The organism is Pseudomonas sp. Pseusp11 (assembly GCF_047304405.1).
In the GTDB taxonomy this organism is placed as follows: Bacteria; Pseudomonadota; Gammaproteobacteria; order Pseudomonadales; family Pseudomonadaceae; genus Aquipseudomonas.
In genome coordinates this window covers 103359-123280 of record NZ_JBGLZF010000011.1, presented here as the reverse complement: position 1 = coordinate 123280, position 19922 = coordinate 103359, and the positions used below count along the sequence as shown (strand labels likewise).

Genomic DNA, 19922 nt, shown 5'->3' with positions numbered 1-19922 from the left:
GAGAGGGGGGGCCGCTACGCGCCCCAGCGGGAGCAAGCTCCCTCGCCACAAAAAGCGGGATTATCTTCATGACACACCACAGCGACATGCTGATCGTCGGCGCCGGCATTCTCGGCCTGTCCCACGCCTATGCCGCCGCCAGGCGCGGCCTCAAGGTCAAAGTCTTCGATCGCAGCGCCACGCCATTGGGCGCTTCGGTACGCAACTTCGGCCAGGCACTGGTCACCGGCCAACCACCGGGACCAATGCTGGAACTGGCCAGAGCCAGTCGAGAAATCTGGGGCCAATGGGCAGAACTCGCTGGCCTGCACCTCAAGCGCAACGGCTCGTACCTGTTCGCGCGTACCGAAGCGGAAGAACACCTGCTGGAAGCCTTCTGCGCCGGGCGTGCCGTGGAGCACGGTTACCGTGTCGAGCTGTTGCGCGGCAACCCATTGCGGGATTTATACGGCGGTCAGTTCAGCCATCACCGCGCCGCGTTGCACGGCATGGACGACCAACAGCTGTATTCCCGCGAGGCGATTCCGGCATTGATCGACTATCTGCGCCGTGAGTTGGGCGTCGAGTTTCACTTCTCTGCCCTGGTACGCGACATCGAGCCGGGCCGCGTGCACAGCACTGCCGGCACCTTCAGCGCCGAGCAGATCATCGTTTGCTCCGGTCACGATTATCAAACCTTGCTGGCCGAGCCGATTGCCGAACTCAACCCGCAAATCTGCCGCCTGCAAATGCTCCGCGCCCGGCCACGGATCAACCTCAACCTGCAACACGCACTGCTCACCGGTCTGAGTTGCGTGCACTACGGCGCTTTCGCCGATTTGCCGGAAGCGGCCGCGGTACAGGCTCAGATTCTGCACGAGGCGCCTCATCTGCATGAAAACGGCATTCACCTGCTGATCAGCCCGACACCATACGGTGAGTTAATCATCGGCGACTCCCACCATTACGGCAGCGATCCGTCGCCGTTCAATGCCGAGCAGGTGGACGACTGGATGCTCGAACTGGCCGAACAAACCCTGGGTTGCAAGGTGCAAGTGGTCGAGCGCTGGCAGGGTGTTTACGGTTCACGCGGGCCGGGGCCGTTCTCCTTTCTGCGGCCGATGCCGGGGGTGAGCGTGGCGCTGATGCACACCGGTGTCGGCATGAGCGTCGGGCCGGCGCTGGCTGAGCGTAATGTCGCGACCTTATTGGGAGACGGTTGATGGACCGCCATCAGCAAGTGATCGTCGAGGTGTTCGGTCTGTACGAGCGGTTTGGCGACAACGACTACATCGGCGAACCGGTGTCGCAGATCGAGCACATGTCGCAAGCAGCCGAGCTGGCGATGGCCGAGGGCTTCGATGATGAAGTGGTGCTGGCGGCGTTCTTTCACGACATTGGGCATCTCTGTGCTGAGGGGGCCGAGAGCATGGGTGGCTTCGGCGCGGTCAGCCATGAGCGTTTGGGCGCTGATTATTTGCGTCGGGCCGGCTTCAGCGAACGCATGGCGCGGTTGGTGGAATATCACGTGCAGGCCAAGCGTTATCTGACGCTCAAAGAGCCTGGGTACTACGAGCGTTTGAGCGAAGCCAGTCGGCGGACGCTGGAGTATCAGGGCGGGGTGATGAGCGCCGCCGAGGCCGAAGCCTTCGAGCAGGACCCGTTGTGTGCCGTCAGTTTGCGGATGCGTCAGTGGGATGAGTTGGCCAAGCAGATGTGGGTGCCGGTGATTGATCTGGATGTGTTGAAGGAAAAGGCGTTGCGTGTGCTGCGTACTTAACTATCAATCACCTTTTCAGCCAGCACCTCAACCTGCTCCTGCCGCTCCGCCTGATTCAGCTTCGAATGAGGATTGAGCGACGACCACTGCGGATGCGCCCGGGCCTTGTTCAGCGCTTCCGGCAGTTTGCCTTCGCGCCAGGTTTTGTCCTGCGGTGTGGCGACCTGAATGCTGTCCATTGCCGCATGCCCACGCTGGTTCAGGGCTTGCAGCAATTGCCGCTGGCGCAAGGCCAACAGCCGCAGCACGCTGTCGTCGACGGTCAGTTCTCGCTGGCCCTTGATCTTGCCCAGCAGGCGGCTGCCGTAACTGCGGGCGGTTTGCAGGGCGCCGCCGGCGATCGCTCCGGCCAGTGCCGCCGCGCCGAGGGTCAGGCCGCCCACCAGCAAATCGACTCCGGCCCCAGCCGCCGCGCCAGCCGCGATACCGCCGCCGACCCGTACACCGAGCTGTTTCAGGGTTTCCGGGTTGAACAAGTCATCGCCCCAGCGGCCATCGAGCAGCGGCAAGTCACTGGCCGCCGCGTCCTGTGGGCGGAAGGCGTAGAGCTTGAGCAAGGCTTCGACGCAGCGTTGTTCGCGCTGACGCACCGCTTTGCGCAATTCACTGATCGCTTGCTGTTCCTGCTCCGCTTCGCTGGCGACACTGCGGCGGCAGGCGGCGCAATCGATCAATAAATCGGCAATCAGCTGCGCTGCACTCTGCTGACGGGCCAAGCGTTGGGCCTGCTGATCGGCGATCAGGCGCTCCAGTTGTCCGCGAGAGTTTTCCAGCAGTAGCGCGAGGCTTTCATAGAGTCGGCGTTCGCCATCTTCCGGCGGCGCGACGCTGTCGAACCGCACCAAGGCATGCAAGCCCAATCGCGCCAGGGCTTCACGCCAATCCGGTTCGCGATGCTGGGCGCTGCTGACAAAATTCAGCACTGGCAGTAGCGGTTTGCCGCAACTTGCCAGCACTTCCAGTTCGTCGCGGTACTTGGCCAACACCGGCTCCCGGGCGTCGATCACGTAGAGGCCGGCATCCGAGGCGAGCAATTGCCGCAACACCTTGGCTTCCTGTTCGAAGCGCTGCCGGGCTTCGCTGCCATCAAGGAAGCGTGCCAGCCGCGCCGGGCCGTCGAGGCGTTCGCCGGGTCGTTCCAGGCGCTCGAGGTAGTCGAGCAGGGCGATGGCATCTTCCAGGCCCGGCGTGTCAAACAGATCGAGCAGAGGCTCGCCGTCCACCGACAATCGCGCGCCTTCGACGTGGCGCGTGGTGCTGGGACGATGGGAGACTTCGCCGAAGCCGACATCCCGCGTCAGCGTTCGCAGCAACGAGGTTTTGCCGACGTTGGTGTGGCCGACCACGGCGAGTTTCAACGGCTGTTTCCAGGCATCAGTCATGACCCGTCTCCAGCCAGTTCAACGGTGCGCAATCGGCGAATGGCAAGTCCAGTTGTCGTAGCGCAACGTGCCAGTCGCCCAGGCGTTCGGCATCCAGCGCTTCGCCGGGCGGCGCTTGCAGCAGCCACACGCGGGTAGCCGTAGCACTGCGAGCCAGTTCGGCAATCAGCGCGAGGCTGCCACGGTCCGGCGAACGCCGTGGATCGCAGGCGATGGCCAGGCGGGCCGGGGGAAAGCGACTCAGCTGTTCAAGCAGTTTGTGCCGGGATTCGCGGCTGTCGAGGATGCCGGCGTCGTTGACGCTTTTCGGCAGCTGCGGTGGCCAGGGTCGTTGATCGTCCAGCTCGATGGCCACCAACAGTGCGCCATCGCTTTGCAGATCGCTGGCCGCGTTTTCAACCCGGTGAAGTTGCTCGGGCGCGGCATCGCTAATACCCAGGCGTTCGCTGGTGGGCATCAGCCGTTCGCGCAGTTGGGCGTAACCGGGCAGGTTCAAGTCCAGATGCAAGGCTGCCTGGCCGGTTTTCCAGCGCCACCGGCAGAACAATGCGAGCAGCAAACGCGGTAACACGCCGTACACCAGCAGCACGCCCACCAGCCACGCCGCCCAGGCCTGGCGGGCGCTTTCGATGTTCAGCGCGGCATCGCCGCTGGCGCGGATCATCTCCACGCTGGGCACACTGAAACCGAGCAAGGCCGGCAGGGCGCCGAGGGCCTGGGTCATGGCGACGAAGGTGTTGGCGCCGAGAATAGTGGTCTCCCAGACGAAGCCATAGCGCCGGGTCGCCATCAGCGTCAGCAGCATCACCAAGGCACTGAGCATCGCCAACAACCACAAGCCGTTGACCAGCACACCCAACGCCCACCGATTGAGTTTCTGCCGTTGCAGTAACAGCAGCAGGGCTGGCGCCAGTTGCGCGGCGTTGGCATCGCGGGCGAGTTTTTCACTGAGCCACAACCACAAGCGTCCGAGGGCGGCGCTCTGTTCGCCGGCGAACACCAGGCCCAGGGCCCAGCTCAATAGCAGAATCAGGTTCAGCCCCAGCAGGCTGCCCAAGGCCCAGAACACATTGACCGGGGTCTGGCCGTCGCCCAGCGCGGCAAACGCCAGGCCGGCGCCACTGATCACGGCCAGCACGGCGAGCACGATCAACGCCAGTCGCGCGCCTTGCAGCCAGTGTTTGAGGGCGCGGGTCTGCCCGTCGCGCTCGGCCAGCCACCGGGCGCGGCATTGAATGCGCGTCGGCAGGTCGCCGCCGGCGCTACGGGCGACTCGGTTGGCTTCCAGATCATCCAGGGGGCCGGCGTGTTCTTCACGCAGGCGGATGGTTTCGCTCAGCCAGAGGTTTTGCAGGGGCGTCAGTTCAGTCACGCGGCATCCCGTCGCTTAATTGAGCGATGAGCATAACCGCTGTGACGCTTATCGGGGTAAGGGAGGCTCTGGTATCCTCGCCGGCATGACTAAATCACTCCCCCTCAGCCTGATCGCAGCCCTCGGTGAAAACCGCGTGATCGGCGTCGACAACAGCATGCCCTGGCACTTGCCGGGGGACTTCAAATACTTCAAGGCCACCACCTTGGGCAAGCCGATCATCATGGGGCGCAAGACCTGGGATTCCCTCGGTCGTCCGCTGCCGGGCCGGTTGAACATCGTGGTCAGTCGCCAGGCGGATTTGCAGCTGGAAGGCGCGGAGGTTTATCCGTCACTGGAGGCGGCCGTGGTTCGCGCCGAGGAATGGGCGCTGGAGCAGGGCGTCGATGAGTTGATGCTGATTGGTGGCGCACAGTTATATGCACAAGGTCTGGAGCAGGCCGATCGGCTATACCTGACGCGCGTGGCGCTGAGCCCGGAAGGGGACGCGTGGTTTCCGGAGTTTGATTTGAACCAGTGGAAACTGGTTTCGGATGTTCCAAATCCGGCGGAAGGCGACAAGCCGGCGTACAGCTTCGAGGTTTGGGAGAAGGCCTGAAAGCATCGCGGGCAAGCCCGCGATAGCGATCTAACAGGCGCTAATCAGGCCTGAGCCAACGCCCCATGCTCATCCGCATCCAACAGCGCTTTATCCGTCTGCTGCATGAGCTGGCTGGTGATCGCCCCAGCGGTGATCGAGCCACTGACGTTCAACGCCGTACGACCCATGTCGATCAGCGGTTCAACGGAAATCAGCAACGCCACCAGTGACACCGGCAAGCCCATGGCCGGCAACACGATCAGCGCGGCGAAGGTCGCGCCGCCACCGACCCCGGCCACACCGGCCGAACTCAGCGTCACAATCGCCACCAACGTCGCGATCCACAACGGGTCCAGCGGATTGATGCCCACGGTTGGCGCCACCATCACCGCCAACATCGCCGGGTACAGACCGGCACAACCGTTCTGGCCAATGGTCGCGCCGAACGAGGCGGCAAAGCTGGCGATGGACTGTGGAATACCCAAACGGCTGGTCTGGGCTTCGATGCTCAGTGGAATGGTGGCAGCGCTGGAGCGGCTGGTGAAGGCGAATGTCAGCACCGGCCAGATCTTGCGGAAGAAGCGCAACGGGTTGATCCCGGCGGCCGACACCAGCACACCATGGATCACAAACATCAGGCCCAGGCCGATGTAGGACACCACCACGAAACTGCCGAGCTTGATGATGTCTTGCAGATTGGAGCCGGCGACCACTTTGGTCATCAGCGCCAACACGCCGTATGGGGTCAGCTTCATCACCAGGCGCACCAGACGCATCACCCAGGCTTGCAAGGTGTCGATGGCGTTGATCACTTTCTGACCTTTCTCGACATCATCCTTGAGCAATTGCAGCGCCGCGACCCCAAGGAATGCGGCGAAGATCACCACACTGATGATCGACGTCGGTTTGGCGCGAGCGAGGTCGGCGAACGGGTTCTGCGGGATGAACGACAACAACAGTTGCGGCACATTCAGGTCGGCGACCTTGCCCGCGTAGTCGGTCTGGATGGTTTGCAGGCGAGCCATTTCCTGAGTGCCGGCGACCAGGCCTTCAGCCGTGAGGCCGAACAGGTTGGTCAGGCCAATGCCGATCAGCGCCGCGATGGCGGTGGTGAACAGCAGCGTGCCGATGGTCAGGAAACTGATTTTGCCCAACGACGAAGCGTTGTGCAGACGGGCCACGGCACTGAGGATCGAGGCGAATACCAGCGGGATCACGATCATTTGCAGCAACTGCACATAACCGTTGCCCACCAGATCGAACCAGCCGATCGAGGCTTTCAGCACCGGGTTGCCCGCACCATAAATGGTGTGCAGGGCGACACCGAATACCACGCCCAGCACCAGCGCCAGCAGCACCTTCTTGGCCAGGCTCCAGGTGGTGTGACGGGTTTGCGCCAGGCCAATGAGCAAGGCGAGGAACACCAGCAGATTGAGGATCAGCGGCAGATTCATAGAGGCTCCAATAACTGTGTCAGCCGCATTCCGGGGCAGCTGCGAACCGGTAAGCCTAACAGCTTGATATGTAATGAATTAATATCAAAAACAGCGGTTGACTGTCGTTTTTGGAATAAGCCGGTGGCGTTATGGGGAATGCCGCTGACGGAATCAGGATGTAAGCGGTCGCGGGCAGGCGAGGACTGTCACACTTATTTGTTAGCGTCGATCTCTTTCAATCAGGGAGAAACGCCGATGAAGCTTGCACCGAAATTTCTTGCTGCTGCACTGGGATTGGGTTTGGGCCTGGGCCTTGCCGGGCAGGTTTTCGCCACCGATTTGCAGCACTGGCCGGCGGATCAGGCCAAGGCGCTGGACGCGATGATCGCGGCCAATGCCAACAAGGGTAACTTTGCGGTGTTCGACATGGACAACACCAGCTACCGCTACGACCTGGAAGAGTCGTTGCTGCCGTTCATGGAAAACAAGGGCCTGATCACTCGCGAGAGCCTCGACCCCTCCCTGAAACTGATGCCGTTCAAGGACACCGCCGACCACAAGGAAAGCCTGTTCAGCTACTACTATCGCCTCTGCGAAGTCGACGACATGGTTTGCTATCCATGGGTCGCCCAAGTGTTTTCCGGCTTTACGCTTCAGGAGCTCAAGGCCAACGTCGATGAGCTGATGGCGTCTGGCAAACCGGTGCCGAGCACTTATTACGATGGCGACGTGGTCAAGACCATCGACGTCAACCCGCCGAAAATCTTCACCGGTCAGAAAGAGCTCTACAACAAGCTGATGGAGAACGGCATCGAGGTCTACGTGATGACCGCTGCCTCCGAAGAGCTGGTGCGCATGGTCGCTGCCGATCCGAAGTACGGCTACAACGTCAAACCGCAGAACGTGATCGGCGTGACCACGCTGCTCAAGGACCGCAAGACTGGCGAGCTGACCACGGCGCGTAAGCAGATTACTGCCGGCAAGTATGACGAAAAGGCTAACCTGGGCCTGGAACTCACTCCGTACCTGTGGACCCCGGCCACTTGGATGGCCGGCAAGCAGGCGGCCATCCTGACCTACATCGATGAATGGAAGAAACCGGTCCTGGTGGGCGGCGATACCCCGAGCAGTGATGGTTACATGCTGTTCCACAGCGTCGACGTGGCCAAGGGCGGGATCCACTTGTGGGTCAACCGCAAAGACAAGTACATGACCCAGATTAACGGCATGATGGCCAAGCACGCAGCGGCTCAGGCCAAGGAAGGGTTGGCAGTGACGGCGGATAAGAACTGGGTGATCGTCAAGCCTGAAGAGATTCAGTAAACGCTGTGATGATCGTTCCCACGCTCTGCGTGGGAACGCAGCCCGTGACGCTCCGCGTCACTGGACGCAGAGCGTCCCTTGAGGCGATCCCACGCGGGAGCGTGGGAACGATCAAAAAAATGCCCCGCACTTGGCGGGGCATTTTTTTGTTCGACGGTTAAGTATTACAGCCCGTCGAGCATCGCTTTGTTACGCACGGCACCCTTGTCGGCGCTGGTCGCCAACAGTGCATAGGCTTTCAGAGCGGTGGTCACTTTACGTGGACGCTTTTCCACCGGCTTCCAGCCTTTCTTGTCCTGCTCGACCCGGCGCGCGGCCAGTTCTTCGTCGCTGACCAACAGGTTGATCGAGCGGTTCGGAATGTCGATCAGGACCTTGTCGCCGTCCTGCACCAGACCGATCGCGCCACCGGCAGCGGCTTCTGGCGAAGCGTGGCCGATGGACAGGCCCGAAGTGCCGCCGGAGAAACGGCCGTCGGTCAGCAGGGCGCAGGCTTTGCCCAGGCCTTTGGATTTCAGGTACGAGGTCGGGTAGAGCATTTCCTGCATGCCCGGGCCGCCTTTCGGACCTTCATAACGAATGATCACGATGTCGCCGGCCTTCACTTCGTCGGCGAGGATGCCGCGTACGGCGCTGTCCTGGCTTTCGAAGATCTTCGCGTTGCCTTCGAAGACGTGGATCGACTCGTCGACACCGGCGGTTTTCACCACACAGCCATCCAGCGCGATGTTGCCGTACAGAACGGCCAGGCCGCCCTCTTTCGAGTAAGCGTGTTCGACACTGCGGATGCAGCCGTTTTCACGGTCGTCGTCCAGGGTTTCCCAGCGGGTCGACTGGCTGAACGCGGTTTGCGTCGGGATGCCCGCAGGACCCGCCTTGAAGAAGTGATGCACCGCTTCGTCGTTGGTCTGGGTGATGTCCCACTTGGCGATACCTTCGGCCATGGTCTTGCTGTGTACGGTCGGCAGGTCGGTGTGCAACAGGCCGCCACGGGCCAGGGAGCCGAGGATGCTGAAGATCCCGCCGGCACGGTGCACGTCTTCCATGTGGTACTTCTGGATGTTCGGCGCGACCTTGCACAGTTGCGGTACATGGCGGGAGAGGCGGTCGATGTCGCGCAGGTCGAAATCGATCTCGGCTTCCTGGGCCGCGGCCAGCAAGTGCAGGATGGTATTGGTGGAACCGCCCATGGCGATGTCCAGGGTCATGGCGTTTTCGAACGCCTTGAAGTTGGCAATGTTGCGCGGCAACACCGACTCGTCGTTCTCGCCGTAATAACGCTTGCACAGCTCGACGATGGTGCGGCCAGCTTGCAGGAACAGCTGTTCGCGGTCGCTGTGGGTGGCCAGGGTCGAACCGTTGCCCGGCAATGCGAGACCAAGGGCTTCGGTCAGGCAGTTCATCGAGTTGGCGGTGAACATGCCGGAGCAGGAGCCGCAAGTAGGGCAGGCGCTACGCTCGTACTCGGCGACCTTCTCGTCAGAGGCGCTGGAGTCGGCGGCGATCACCATGGCGTCGACCAGGTCGAGACCGTGGCTGGCCAGTTTGGTCTTGCCGGCTTCCATCGGGCCGCCAGACACGAAGATCACCGGGATGTTCAGGCGCAAGGCGGCCATCAGCATGCCAGGGGTGATCTTGTCGCAGTTGGAGATGCAGACGATGGCGTCGGCGCAGTGGGCGTTGACCATGTACTCGACGGAGTCGGCGATGATCTCGCGGCTCGGCAGCGAATAGAGCATGCCGTCGTGGCCCATGGCGATGCCGTCATCCACGGCGATGGTGTTGAATTCTTTGGCTACGCCGCCGGCCCGTTCGATTTCACGAGCGACCAGTTGACCCAGATCCTTCAGGTGCACATGGCCCGGTACGAACTGGGTAAAGGAGTTGGCAATGGCGATGATCGGCTTCTTGAAGTCGTCATCTTTCATCCCCGTGGCGCGCCACAGTGCGCGAGCACCGGCCATGTTGCGACCGTGGGTGGATGTTTTCGAGCGGTAATCAGGCATGGAGCACTCCGGGCGGCAAATCAGGTATCAAAAGGGAAGTGAGCTTCTATTGACGTCTGGAACACTCAGAAATGGCCGTGTGTCCGGAAGTTGCCGATAACTTTGCGGGATCGCCGCGCGCTTCAGCTTGAGCTCATAAACCCGCCGGGGGATGACTGGCGATGAATCTCGCGATTCTACACCGCTGGCGTCAGGAGGGAATGCCGGAAAGTGCTGATCCAGCGCTGACGGCGCGTGTGGGATGACGACCGGCAGGATTATTCGACGCTTGGGCTGGCTCCCGGGCTTTTGGCTCGGCTATGGACACGACTGTTGAGCGCCAGCGCCACGCTGCTCAAGATGACGAAGCTGTATCCCAGCGTGGATTGCAGGTTGGCCGGGCTCAAGCTGATGAGCGCACTGATCAACCCGCCGCAGATGAAAATCACCGTGCTGCCGGCCGACGCGGAGGTTCCCGCATTTTCGGGGAATAGGCTCATGGCTTTGGACGTAGCGGCGGGCCGGGCGATGGTGGTGCCGGCAGTACAGATGAGCATCGGTACCAGGACAGTGATCGGGGACAGCGTAAAGTGGCTTGAGAGATAAAGCATGATCAGGCCGGACAGCAGGATCAGGCTCAGCCCGCTGATGACTTGATGACCGGGACTGATACGTTTACCCAGTAGCGTCGCCACCGTGCCGCCGACAATGTAGGCGCCGCCATATACCAGCAGGATCAGCGAGAAGTCATAGGCCGATAGCTGGAGTTGATCCATGAAAATCAGCGGCGAAATCACGATGAAGGAAAAATGGCAGGCGAATGCAAAGGCGGAAATCAGCCAATAGGACAGAAAGTCGACATCGCACAAGACCCGACGGTAGGGCTGGAAGATATTCGATAGCGCTCCGGTTGCCGCTGGCCGAGTGTTTTCGAGAGAAAAACAGGCCTTGAGCAGCACTATTCCAGCCAGTGCGGTAAACACCCCAAAGCTGCCCTGCCAGCCCAGCGTGGCTTGCAGGAACGTGCCGGCCAACGGTGAGACCGAGATGAAAACGCCGGTGGCAGTCACCATCAGGATCCGCAACCGGTCACGCTCCTCACCCTCGAACAGGTCCTGAATCAGTGCCTGCGACAGCACGAAACACCCGCAGCCGAGCGCCTGAACGACACGGAACAGCAGGAAGTGGACATAGTCCGTGGTCAGTGTGCAGCCCACCGCACCCAGCATCGAGATGGTTATTCCGGCGAGCAACAGCCCTTTGCGCCCGATCACATCCGACAGCGGCCCGATCAGCAGTTGAGAGGCCGCTATGCCGACGGCAAACAGACTGATCGACAGCGCAATATCGGCGGGCGTGCTGCGAAAGTGTTCGGCGAGCGCCGGGAAAGAGGGCAACAGGACATCCAGAGGGAACACGCCAAGCAGCACCATGGCCAACAACAGGCTGACCGCTCCCCGACGTTGTTTGACGGTTGCCGTGGATTGTCCTTCAGCCATCGATAAGCCCTGCCTTCATAAACAGTTGCTGGTTGGAGGGCAGGTCGAAGAAACCAGCCTTTTTTAACGCCTGAAGCGTTGCGCCAGCACCGGATCGCGCCCGTTGATGGGTGGCTTGGGGGTTGGTCAGTCCGCAGAGAATTTCCGTGACGGTTGTGTCGCCAAGAGCCGCGCTGTGCAGGCTTTCGCGCATCCATCGCTCATCGGCCTCGAAGAACATCCGGATGATGTCCAGCAGCGCTTTGGCGACAAACGTGCGTTGAGGGCTGTTCAGCGTCAGCCACAGGTAATGGAATACTTCAGAGAAATAGCGACTATGGCGCGCCTCGTCCGCCAGATGATCCCTGAGCATTGCCTGGACGCTGGAAACCAGGTCGTTACGGCAGACATCGAGCAGTTCCTTGGCAATGATCGTCTCCGACACGAACCCGACGAGAAACCAGGCCAGCGCCCTGTATCTTTCAGGGGCGCCGTCAAGCAGGGCGTTCAATCGCATGATGCGGTGCGGCATGACCGGACGCCGGCTGATCCCATAGAACCTGGCAACCTGTTCGGCAAGGCTGTTGGAAAACAGGGCGTGATAACCCTCGTCGGTATAAAGCTGAAGCGCGGCGGTCTTCATCCGTGCGGGAATGTGGACGTTCAGTTCATCATGGATGATGGTTTCCACGGAGCGGTTGACGATGCGGTGCTCAAGCAAGGTGGTGTAGTCGAGGAAGTACACCAGATGATTGGCCGACAGCCGATGGATGACGGTTTGACCTGCCGCCTGGATAGCCGGGTGAGTCAGGTAAGCCAGGAAGCCTGGAGGAAACCAGTGGCGCGTTTCCAGTTGCTGCTCCAGGTCTGGCGGTAATAGATAGTCGTGTTCGCTGGTGCGCACTGACGCGCGGGTATTCCAGTCGCCCAGGGTGTAACGATGAGCCCAGGACACCGGGTGGTCCAGCGGGGCAACGATGGGAGTGGTCATTGTTGCGGCTCCCGACTGCTCAGAAGATCTTTCAATTCCTTGCACATCATTTGTCCGTCGCTGTAGCCACAGCCGACAAAAAACAACGGTTGTTCCGCGCTGTCCTCGATCCCCAGCAAGACCTCGACCTGATCATCGGCCAACGCCCCAGTCAGCCAGGTGTTCAACCCCAGTGCAGTGGCCACCAGTTGGAATGTTTGAGAAATATGCCCTGCTTCCACGAAGGCCATTCGGTAGGCTCGCGAGTGTTCATATTTCCACCACAGCTTGTCGAACCGACTGGTGATGAACAGGCCCACGGGCAGGTTGTTGATGAAGTGCTGCCCACACAGCAACTGCCCCAGTGGCGAGTCAGGTGTCGGGTTGACGAAACTCAAGGCGTGGTCGGTGGGATGGTAGGCATAGAGCCCGGGTTTCAGGCCGCTGACGTTGTGTACATGAAGAAAGCCTTCGCAGGCATTCAGCCCGCCACCGGATGGGCTGCTGCGCCGGGCATCGAGACCTTCGACAAGGGTTTCGTCGACATCGCTTTCGCGTTCATGCAAGTAGCCAAGGGACAGGTAAAGCAGCGTGCCGATAGCTTCCAGTGAAACCGCTGCATCCGTGAAGGTGCGGCAGGTTTTTCGGCCGATCAGGACGTTGGTAAGAGACTCTTCCGGCAGGCAAGAAGGCTTTGGCAGGTCAATCAGCTCCCGCGCCTGACGTTCTGTGGACCGGTTGCTCGGCGCAGGAGTGGCCAGCACTTCGGTGCAATGGTCCAGGTAGTGTCTGGACCATTCATGAACATCCTGAGGGACATGTTCGCAGGGGATGTTTTTGGTACCGATATGGAATATCTTCGACAGTTCATCCCAACCCCATTCAACAGTACCTTGTATTGATGTTGTCAGTATTCCTGCGTTCAGGAGTTGAGTGTCAACTATGTTGCTGTCGTTATACAGTTCTGGGTTGTTGATAAGTTGCGTAAGTCTGCTTGAGTATTCAAGGCTTAGTTCAAATTGTTTGTGATTTTTGTAATCCCAGACTATTTGGCCGGGCGTGCGAGGAAGTATGAATAGATATGGGTTTATCTGCATGGTGGGTGGTTCGCTCTGGACGAGTGCCATAGAACACGCTGGGTAGCCGGCACTCCCCAGCGTCTCATTTACTTAGCGGGCTTTTGGTGCAACCAGAAAAGCCAGGTTGGCGATTTTGTTAGCTTCCAGAGTAATTGCTTTCATGTTGTTGACTCCTTGTCATTTGATAGTGAGTGTCACTTCGAGGTGACAACTCAATCATAGGCTTTAATGGGCTCTTATCAAGGGGAGATTAAGTAGGAATATTCCAGTAATTTTGTCGGAGCGGTCTTGGGGTTGGAGAAAGTTTGTAAGTTATATTCTTTCAAATCAAATGTGCAGGGAAATGTCCTGCAAGTCTGTAGGACTGCAAGAGTAAGACGATGGGGCGGGAGAGGAGATGTCGCTGCGTCAGAATGGCTGACGGAGAGCCTGTCGGCTCCCCGTCAAACCGGCGTACTCAGCTGTTTGGCAGCAGACGGCAGGTAATGCTCTTGATGTAGCGGGTTTCGGCAATGGCTGGGTGAACCGGGTGATCCGGGCCTTGTCCGCCGCGCTCCAGCATCTGGATGTTGCGGTCCAGGTGACGGGCGCTGGTCAGCAGGATGTTCTGCAGATCGTCTTCCGGCAGGTGCATCGAGCACGATGCGCTGACCAGGATGCCGTCCTTGCTGAGCAGGCGCATGGCTTGCTCGTTCAGGCGACGGTAGGCGCCTTCACCGTTCTTCATGTCTTTCTTGCGTTTGATGAAGGCAGGAGGGTCGGCCACGATGACGTCGAAACGCTCTTCGCTGGCTTTCAGTTCTTTGAGGGCTTCGAACACGTCGCCTTCAATGCAGGTCATTTTTTCGGCGAAACCGTTCAGTGCGGCGTTGCGCTCGACGCCGTCGAGGGCGAAGGCCGACGCATCGACGCAGAACACTTCACTGGCGCCGAAGGCGGCCGCTTGCACGCCCCAGCCGCCGATGTAGCTGTACAAGTCCAGCACGCGTTTACCTTTGGCATAAGGTGCCAGACGCGCGCGGTTCATGCGGTGGTCATAGAACCAGCCGGTTTTCTGGCCCTGGATGACCGGCGCTTCGAACTTCACGCCGTTCTCTTCCAGCGCTACCCACTCCGGCACCAGGCCGAACACGGTTTCTACGTAACGGTTGAGGCCTTCGGCGTCACGGGCGGCGGAGTCGTTCTTGAACAGGATGCCGCTTGGCTTGAGCACTTGGGTCAGCGCCGCGATCACGTCATCTCTGTGAGCTTCCATGGTCGCCGAAGCGATCTGGACCACCAGGATGTCGCCGAAACGGTCGACCACCAGGCCTGGCAGCAGGTCGGAGTCGCCGTAGACCAGGCGATAGAACGGCTTGTCGAACAGGCGATCGCGCAGCGACAGGGCGACGTTCAGGCGATGCACCAGCAGCGACTTGTCCAGCGGCAACTTGATGTCGCGCGACAGCAGGCGGGCGCAGATCAGATTGTTCGGGCTCATGGCAACGATGCCCAGCGGCTTGCCGCCGGCGGCTTCGAGGATCGCCTGATCGCCAGCCTTGAAGCCGTGCAATGGGGTGGCGGCTACATCGATTTCGTTGCTGTAGACCCACAAGTGACCGTTGCGCAGGCGTCGGTCGGCGTTGGCTTTGAGGCGCAGGCTAGGCAGGGACATGACGTCGCTCCGGAAAAAAGAGCGGGAGTATAGCGTGTTGAGGGAGTGGCGGGTTTGACGGACGATGAAACGCGCATGACGCCATCGCGGGCCCGCACACGTATGGATTGAGTTTGACTGGCTGTCGGATCGATCTTTTTAAGGGGTAGAATCCCCGCCTGACCCGGAGTGCGTACTTATGTCCCAAGAGCTGTCTTCTGAACAGATTCAACAGTCCCTGCAAGGCATCAGTGTGCCGGCCCAGCCGCAGATCATGGTGGATCTGCAGATGGAGCAATATATGCCCGACCCGGACCTGGAGGTGATCGCCAAGCTGATCTCCCAGGACCCTGGCCTTTCCGGCGCCTTGCTGAAAATCGTCAATTCGCCGTACTACGGCTTGAGTAACAAGATCACCGCGATCCAGCGTGCAGTAAACCTGTTGGGCAGTCGTTCGATCATCAACCTGATCAACGCGCAGTCGATCAAGGGCGAGCTGAACGACGACGCAATCGTCACCCTCAACCGATTCTGGGACACGGCGCAGGACGTAGCGATGACCTGCCTGAGCCTGGCCAAGCGCGTCGGCGTCCAGGCCGGTGATGAAGCTTATGCGCTGGGCCTGTTCCACGATTGCGGCATCCCGCTGATGCTCAAGAAATTCCCCGACTACATGAAAGTGCTGGAGCAGGCCTATGCCAACACCAGCGCCGAATGCCGCGTGGTGGATACCGAGAACAAGCAATACAACACCAACCACGCCGTGGTCGGGTATTACACCGCCAAGTCCTGGCGTCTGCCGGAACATGTCACCCAGGCCATTGCCAACCATCACAATGCCCTGGCCATTTTCAGCGATGAGTCGTGCCGCAATACGCCGCTGAAAAACCTGCTGGCAATCCTGAAGATGGCCGAGCACATTTGTGCCTCCTATCGGGTGCTGGGCAACCAGTCCGAAGACCACGAATGGAACAATGTCGGGCATCTGGTGCTCGATTACATCGGTCTATCGGAATACGATTTCGAAACCCAGAAACAAGAAATTCGCGACCTCGCCACGCGCTGAGTGTCGAACCTCGCCTGATTCGAGAGCCCCATGCCAGAACTGCCGGAAGTCGAAACCACCCGCCGCGGAATTGCACCGCACCTGGAAGGCCAGCGCGTCAGCCGGGTGATCGTGCGTGAGCGCCGTCTGCGCTGGCCGATCCCCGAAGACCTGGATGTGCGGCTGTCGGGCCAGCGCATCGTGCTGGTGGAACGGCGGGCCAAGTACCTGCTGATCAATGCCGAAGTCGGCACGTTGATCAGCCATTTGGGCATGTCGGGGAATCTGCGGCTGGTGGAAGCCGGCTTGCCGGCAGCCAAGCATGAGCATGTGGACATCGAACTGGAATCGGGCCTGGCCCTGCGTTACACCGACCCGCGTCGGTTTGGGGCGATGCTCTGGAGCCTCGACCCGCTGAACCACGAACTGCTGGTTCGCCTGGGGCCGGAGCCGTTGACCGATCTGTTCGATGGCGAGCGTCTGTTCCAGCTGTCCCGCGGACGATCCATGGCGGTCAAGCCGTTCATCATGGATAACGCGGTGGTGGTTGGCGTCGGCAATATCTACGCGACCGAAGCGCTGTTTGCTGCCGGCATCGACCCGCGCCGCGAGGCCAAGAGCATTTCCCGGGGGCGTTATTTGAAGCTGGCGATCGAGATCAAGCGCATCCTGGCGCTCGCCATCGAACGGGGCGGTACCACGTTGCGGGACTTTATCGGCGGCGACGGCCAGCCGGGGTACTTCCAGCAGGAGCTGTTCGTGTACGGCCGTGGTGGTGAACACTGCAAGGTCTGTGGCACGGGGCTGCGGGAAGTCAAACTCGGGCAGCGCGCCAGCGTCTTTTGTCCGCGCTGTCAGAGCTGATATCGGCTACGGTCTATAGTCAGTGTTCTCACTGCCTAGCCGAAGGACCGTGCCATGAATCTGTTTCGAACCTTTGTCGTCACGCTGCTGCTGAGCATCGCTGCGCCCACGCTGGCTACTGAGAACGGCAGCGGCGACCCGCGTTACACCATCCAGAATCCACCGGCCTACGCCATGCTTGGCGATCTGCTGATTGCCCGACCGTTGCTGGTGGTGGCGACAGTGATCGGTGCCGGGGCGTTTGTGGTATCGCTGCCATTTACCGCGCTGGGCGGCGGCATTGGCGATGCAGGGCAGGCGCTGGTGGTCGACCCGGCGAAAGCAGCGTTTGTGCGGTGTCTGGGGTGCATCGGGGAAGGGTTTGAGCAGCGGGAGTGAGGCATAAAAAAGATCGTCCGGACGCGGTTCGGACGATCTTTCCAGGCTTTCAAGCCTTACCGGTAATCTTCCGGTATTTCTCCATCAACTGTTCTTCAGTTTCCGGATGGGCTTCGTCCAGCGGAATGCAATCCACCGGGCAGACCTGCTGGCACTGCGGTTCGTCATAGTGGCCGACACATTGCGTGCACAGGTTCGGGTCGATCACGTAGATCTCTTCGCCCTGGGAAATGGCGGCGTTTGGGCACTCGGGTTCGCAGACGTCGCAGTTGATGCAATCGTCGGTGATGATCAGGGACATGCTAACTCCAGCCGGGGCGGCAGGCCCTGGCGCAATAAACCAATGCGCACAATTGTGCCGCATTGGCGCCCGCAGTGCACGCGGGCGCGATCAAGTGCAGCTTCGGCAGCGCCTACTTTTTGAAGCGTTCAGTGAGGGCGTCGGCCACCACCGGGTGGACGAACTTGGTGATATCGCCGCCCAGGGCCGCGATTTCACGGACCAGTGTCGAGGAAATGAACGAATAACGCTCGGACGGGGTAAGAAACAGGCTTTCCACATCCGGTGCCAGTTGGCGGTTCATGTTGGCCAGCTGGAATTCGTATTCGAAGTCCGACACCGCGCGCAAACCACGCAGGAACACATTGGCGTTCTGCTCTTTGGCGAAGTGCGCGAGCAGCGTCGAGAAGCCGACGACTTCAACGTTCGGCAAATGTTTGGTGACCTCGCGGGCCAGCTCCACACGTTGTTCCAAGGGAAACAGCGGGTTTTTCTTCGGGCTGGCGGCGACGGCGATGATCACGTGATCGAACAGGCGCGAGGCGCGTTCGACCAGATCGCCATGGCCCTTGGTAATAGGGTCGAAGGTACCTGGGTACAACACTCGGTTCATCGCGTCGTCCTGGCGGGAGTCCGTTGGGGAGTCGGATGGTATCGCAGCCTTCCCGGTCGGCCAAGTCGCCTGTTGGGTAAGAAAGCACTATAGACGATAGGAATATTCCGCGTTTTCATGGGTTTTTCAAACGTTCGGCCAGTGAATTCGCCAGTTGCGCCGTCAGTCCGTAGACCGACAATTGTGGGTTTGCACCAATGCTGGTGGGGAATAGCGAGCCGTCGTGAATCGACAGATTGTGCAGTTGATGATGTCGGCCGAGGCTGTCGGTCACGGCATTTTTCGGGTCTTCACCCATGGCACAACCGCCCATCACATGAGCACTGCCCAGGCGCGTGCGATACAACTCAAGGCTCAACCCGTCGATTAATGCACGCGCTTCGGCGAGGGTTTTCACGTAACGGGCGTCGGCATGCATCGGCATCACAGCGTTGGCGCCACCGGCGAACTGGATCTCGGCCATGCTATGGAACGCCCGGCGCAACCCGTCCCAGGCATACGGTGAAACCTGATAGTCGAGCACCGGCGTGCCGTCACTGCGCAATTCGACATTGCCGCCGGGGCTGTCCGGGTGAAAACCGTCTCGCAGCAACGCCAGCATCGCGTGGGTATGCGGCAGATTCTCCATGTGCCGGGCGTTTTCCGTGCCGAAGCCACCGAGCAGGGTGGTGGCCAGCGCCGGGTGCAGCGGTGGGACCTCCAATTTGTAGGACATCTTGCCGGTGATGCCGTCCTGCCACTGGAAATGGTCGGAATAAATCGACTGCGGCGCGCCGTAGAACGGGTTGATCACCTCGTCGAACAGCCCGGCGGACATGTTGACCAAATGCAGGAACGTCCGTTTCCCCAGTCGCTCATGCGGATCCGGCGCCTCTGAACGCAATAGCAGCGCCGGGCTGTTGATCCCGCCACCGGCCAGCACGTAATGCCGTGCCTTGACTGTGATTGTGCGTCCGGTAGGGGCAACGCAACGCTCATCCATCGCCACACAGTGCAGGCCAGTGACCCTGCCGTCCTTGATCGACAGCTTTTCAGCGCGGGCCAGATAGAGCAGCTCGCCACCTTTTTCCAGGGTCGCCGGGATGGTCGTGACCAGCATCGATTGTTTGGCGTTAGTCGGGCAACCCATGCCGCAGTAGCCGATGTTCCAGCAGCCGCGCACGTTGCGCGGGATCACATGCCAGGCGTAGCCGAGTTTTTCGCAGCCTTTGCGGATGACGTCGTTGTTGGCGTTGGGCGGCACTAGCCACGGGGCGACGCCCAGGCGTTGTTCCATTTTCTCGAACCAGGGCGCCATCTCGGCCGGTGTGTGGCCTACGACGTCATGTTCTTTGGCCCAGTGTTCGAGCGTCTGATCCGGGGTGCGAAAGCTCGAAGTCCAGTTGATCAGCGTGGTACCGCCCACCGCCCGGCCCTGGAGGATGGTGATCGCACCGTCCTTGCTCATGCGCCCGATGCCTTCCTGATAGAGGCTGGTGTAGGCCTGATCCTCGAGCATCTTGAAGTCGCTGCTGGTCTTGAGTGGGCCTTCTTCGATGAGCAATACCTTGTAGCCTGCGGCGCTGAGGATTTCGGCGGTGGTTCCGCCGCCGGCACCGCTGCCGATGATCGCCACATCCGCTTCGAGGGTCAGGTCCTGGCTCAGTTGGGCACCGTTGTAGGTTTTCCAGCCACGGGCCAGGCCTTCGCGGAACGGATCGGGTACGGGCATGTTCGGGTTCTCTTGTTGTTATGTTTTGGGTGCG

The 19922-nt window shown here is 60.4% G+C and carries 18 protein-coding genes; 7 read left to right on the top strand and 11 right to left on the bottom strand.

Going from position 1 to position 19922, the window contains the following annotated elements; genetic code table 11:
- The first annotated feature begins 68 nt into the window (after positions 1-68).
- Both ACCC96_RS11640 and ACCC96_RS11635 read left to right on the top strand, forming a co-directional pair.
- Positions 69-1202, top strand: coding sequence for a TIGR03364 family FAD-dependent oxidoreductase (locus ACCC96_RS11640; protein ID WP_413695874.1), 1134 nt, complete (start codon positions 69-71; stop codon positions 1200-1202).
- On the top strand, positions 1202-1759 hold the full coding sequence (locus ACCC96_RS11635; RefSeq protein WP_413695873.1) for a phosphonate degradation HD-domain oxygenase: 558 nt from the start codon (positions 1202-1204) through the stop codon (positions 1757-1759). Before ACCC96_RS11640 ends, ACCC96_RS11635 begins: the two co-directional genes overlap by 1 nt.
- Here ACCC96_RS11635 and ACCC96_RS11630 read toward each other — a convergent pair.
- Entirely contained in the window at positions 1756-3141 is a 1386-nt protein-coding gene (locus tag ACCC96_RS11630) for a GTPase/DUF3482 domain-containing protein (RefSeq protein ID WP_413695872.1), read from the bottom strand. The two genes, ACCC96_RS11635 and ACCC96_RS11630, sit on opposite strands and share 4 nt — an antisense overlap.
- Positions 3134-4513: a DUF2868 domain-containing protein gene (locus tag ACCC96_RS11625; RefSeq protein WP_413695871.1), complete on the bottom strand. Its 1380-nt coding sequence runs from the start codon at positions 4511-4513 to the stop codon at positions 3134-3136. The genes ACCC96_RS11630 and ACCC96_RS11625 overlap by 8 nt, the downstream gene beginning before the upstream one ends.
- A gap of 85 nt (positions 4514-4598) precedes the next feature.
- On the opposite strand from ACCC96_RS11625, the gene ACCC96_RS11620 reads away from it, so the two are divergent.
- Complete coding sequence (locus tag ACCC96_RS11620; protein ID WP_413695870.1) at positions 4599-5111, top strand: dihydrofolate reductase; 513 nt, start codon at positions 4599-4601, stop codon at positions 5109-5111.
- Positions 5112-5155: 44 nt separating this feature from the next.
- On the opposite strand, the gene ACCC96_RS11615 is transcribed toward ACCC96_RS11620, so the two are convergent.
- A complete protein-coding gene (locus ACCC96_RS11615) occupies positions 5156-6547 on the bottom strand; it encodes an L-cystine transporter (protein WP_413695869.1) in 1392 nt (463 codons plus the stop codon).
- A 237-nt stretch (positions 6548-6784) separates the two neighbouring features.
- Between ACCC96_RS11615 and ACCC96_RS11610 the strand changes: the two genes are divergently transcribed.
- Positions 6785-7852 (top strand): haloacid dehalogenase-like hydrolase, encoded by a 1068-nt coding sequence (locus ACCC96_RS11610; RefSeq protein ID WP_413695868.1) that lies wholly within the window; start codon positions 6785-6787, stop codon positions 7850-7852.
- Between the two features lie 164 nt (positions 7853-8016).
- On the opposite strand, the gene ilvD is transcribed toward ACCC96_RS11610, so the two are convergent.
- The 5 genes from ilvD to ACCC96_RS11585 all read right to left on the bottom strand — a co-directional run bounded on the left by ilvD (position 8017) and on the right by ACCC96_RS11585 (position 15018).
- Entirely contained in the window at positions 8017-9858 is a 1842-nt protein-coding gene (gene ilvD, locus ACCC96_RS11605; protein ID WP_018928674.1) for a dihydroxy-acid dehydratase, read from the bottom strand.
- A 257-nt stretch (positions 9859-10115) separates the two neighbouring features.
- Positions 10116-11336: an MFS transporter gene (locus ACCC96_RS11600; protein WP_413695867.1), complete on the bottom strand. Its 1221-nt coding sequence runs from the start codon at positions 11334-11336 to the stop codon at positions 10116-10118.
- Positions 11329-12306: a diiron oxygenase gene (locus ACCC96_RS11595; RefSeq protein ID WP_258671502.1), complete on the bottom strand. Its 978-nt coding sequence runs from the start codon at positions 12304-12306 to the stop codon at positions 11329-11331. The genes ACCC96_RS11600 and ACCC96_RS11595 overlap by 8 nt, the downstream gene beginning before the upstream one ends.
- Positions 12303-13382, bottom strand: coding sequence for a SagB family peptide dehydrogenase (locus ACCC96_RS11590; RefSeq protein ID WP_413695897.1), 1080 nt, complete (start codon positions 13380-13382; stop codon positions 12303-12305). Before ACCC96_RS11590 ends, ACCC96_RS11595 begins: the two co-directional genes overlap by 4 nt.
- Positions 13383-13821: 439 nt before the next feature.
- Positions 13822-15018 (bottom strand): class I SAM-dependent rRNA methyltransferase, encoded by a 1197-nt coding sequence (locus tag ACCC96_RS11585; protein ID WP_413695866.1) that lies wholly within the window; start codon positions 15016-15018, stop codon positions 13822-13824.
- A 232-nt stretch (positions 15019-15250) separates the two neighbouring features.
- Between ACCC96_RS11585 and ACCC96_RS11580 the strand changes: the two genes are divergently transcribed.
- The 3 genes from ACCC96_RS11580 to ACCC96_RS11570 are packed head-to-tail and all read left to right on the top strand — an operon-like array spanning position 15251 to position 17284.
- The gene (locus ACCC96_RS11580; RefSeq protein ID WP_413695896.1) at positions 15251-16063 is read left to right on the top strand and encodes an HDOD domain-containing protein; all 813 of its coding nucleotides are present in this window, start codon (positions 15251-15253) and stop codon (positions 16061-16063) included.
- 30 nt (positions 16064-16093) lie between these two features.
- Positions 16094-16906, top strand: a complete 813-nt coding sequence (gene mutM / locus ACCC96_RS11575) for a bifunctional DNA-formamidopyrimidine glycosylase/DNA-(apurinic or apyrimidinic site) lyase (RefSeq protein ID WP_018928680.1) — start codon at positions 16094-16096, stop codon at positions 16904-16906.
- A 54-nt stretch (positions 16907-16960) separates the two neighbouring features.
- Positions 16961-17284, top strand: a complete 324-nt coding sequence (locus ACCC96_RS11570; protein ID WP_019650206.1) for a multidrug transporter — start codon at positions 16961-16963, stop codon at positions 17282-17284.
- A gap of 49 nt (positions 17285-17333) precedes the next feature.
- Here the strand turns inward: ACCC96_RS11570 and ACCC96_RS11565 are convergent, their stop codons facing one another.
- From ACCC96_RS11565 to ACCC96_RS11555, 3 genes are all read right to left on the bottom strand, one after another.
- Entirely contained in the window at positions 17334-17585 is a 252-nt protein-coding gene (locus ACCC96_RS11565; RefSeq protein WP_003195146.1) for a YfhL family 4Fe-4S dicluster ferredoxin, read from the bottom strand.
- Positions 17586-17697: 112 nt separating this feature from the next.
- Positions 17698-18177 (bottom strand): pantetheine-phosphate adenylyltransferase, encoded by a 480-nt coding sequence (coaD, locus tag ACCC96_RS11560; protein ID WP_007939322.1) that lies wholly within the window; start codon positions 18175-18177, stop codon positions 17698-17700.
- Positions 18178-18292: 115 nt separating this feature from the next.
- Positions 18293-19888 carry a GMC family oxidoreductase N-terminal domain-containing protein gene (locus tag ACCC96_RS11555; RefSeq protein WP_413695865.1) on the bottom strand — a complete coding sequence of 532 codons (1596 nt, stop codon included), beginning with the start codon at positions 19886-19888 and terminating at the stop codon, positions 18293-18295.
- Between the last annotated feature and the right edge of the window lie 34 nt (positions 19889-19922).

Coding starts and splice junctions, on each gene's coding strand:
- ACCC96_RS11640 (WP_413695874.1), top strand. CDS start 69: ATGACACACCACAGCGACATGCTGATCGTCGGCGCCGGCATTCTCGGC.
- ACCC96_RS11635 (WP_413695873.1), top strand. CDS start 1,202: ATGGACCGCCATCAGCAAGTGATCGTCGAGGTGTTCGGTCTGTACGAG.
- ACCC96_RS11630 (WP_413695872.1), bottom strand. CDS start 3,141: ATGACTGATGCCTGGAAACAGCCGTTGAAACTCGCCGTGGTCGGCCAC.
- ACCC96_RS11620 (WP_413695870.1), top strand. CDS start 4,599: ATGACTAAATCACTCCCCCTCAGCCTGATCGCAGCCCTCGGTGAAAAC.
- ACCC96_RS11615 (WP_413695869.1), bottom strand. CDS start 6,547: ATGAATCTGCCGCTGATCCTCAATCTGCTGGTGTTCCTCGCCTTGCTC.
- ACCC96_RS11610 (WP_413695868.1), top strand. CDS start 6,785: ATGAAGCTTGCACCGAAATTTCTTGCTGCTGCACTGGGATTGGGTTTG.
- ilvD (WP_018928674.1), bottom strand. CDS start 9,858: ATGCCTGATTACCGCTCGAAAACATCCACCCACGGTCGCAACATGGCC.
- ACCC96_RS11600 (WP_413695867.1), bottom strand. CDS start 11,336: ATGGCTGAAGGACAATCCACGGCAACCGTCAAACAACGTCGGGGAGCG.
- ACCC96_RS11595 (WP_258671502.1), bottom strand. CDS start 12,306: ATGACCACTCCCATCGTTGCCCCGCTGGACCACCCGGTGTCCTGGGCT.
- ACCC96_RS11590 (WP_413695897.1), bottom strand. CDS start 13,382: ATGCAGATAAACCCATATCTATTCATACTTCCTCGCACGCCCGGCCAA.
- ACCC96_RS11585 (WP_413695866.1), bottom strand. CDS start 15,018: ATGTCCCTGCCTAGCCTGCGCCTCAAAGCCAACGCCGACCGACGCCTG.
- mutM (WP_018928680.1), top strand. CDS start 16,094: ATGCCAGAACTGCCGGAAGTCGAAACCACCCGCCGCGGAATTGCACCG.
- ACCC96_RS11570 (WP_019650206.1), top strand. CDS start 16,961: ATGAATCTGTTTCGAACCTTTGTCGTCACGCTGCTGCTGAGCATCGCT.
- ACCC96_RS11565 (WP_003195146.1), bottom strand. CDS start 17,585: ATGTCCCTGATCATCACCGACGATTGCATCAACTGCGACGTCTGCGAA.
- coaD (WP_007939322.1), bottom strand. CDS start 18,177: ATGAACCGAGTGTTGTACCCAGGTACCTTCGACCCTATTACCAAGGGC.
- ACCC96_RS11555 (WP_413695865.1), bottom strand. CDS start 19,888: ATGCCCGTACCCGATCCGTTCCGCGAAGGCCTGGCCCGTGGCTGGAAA.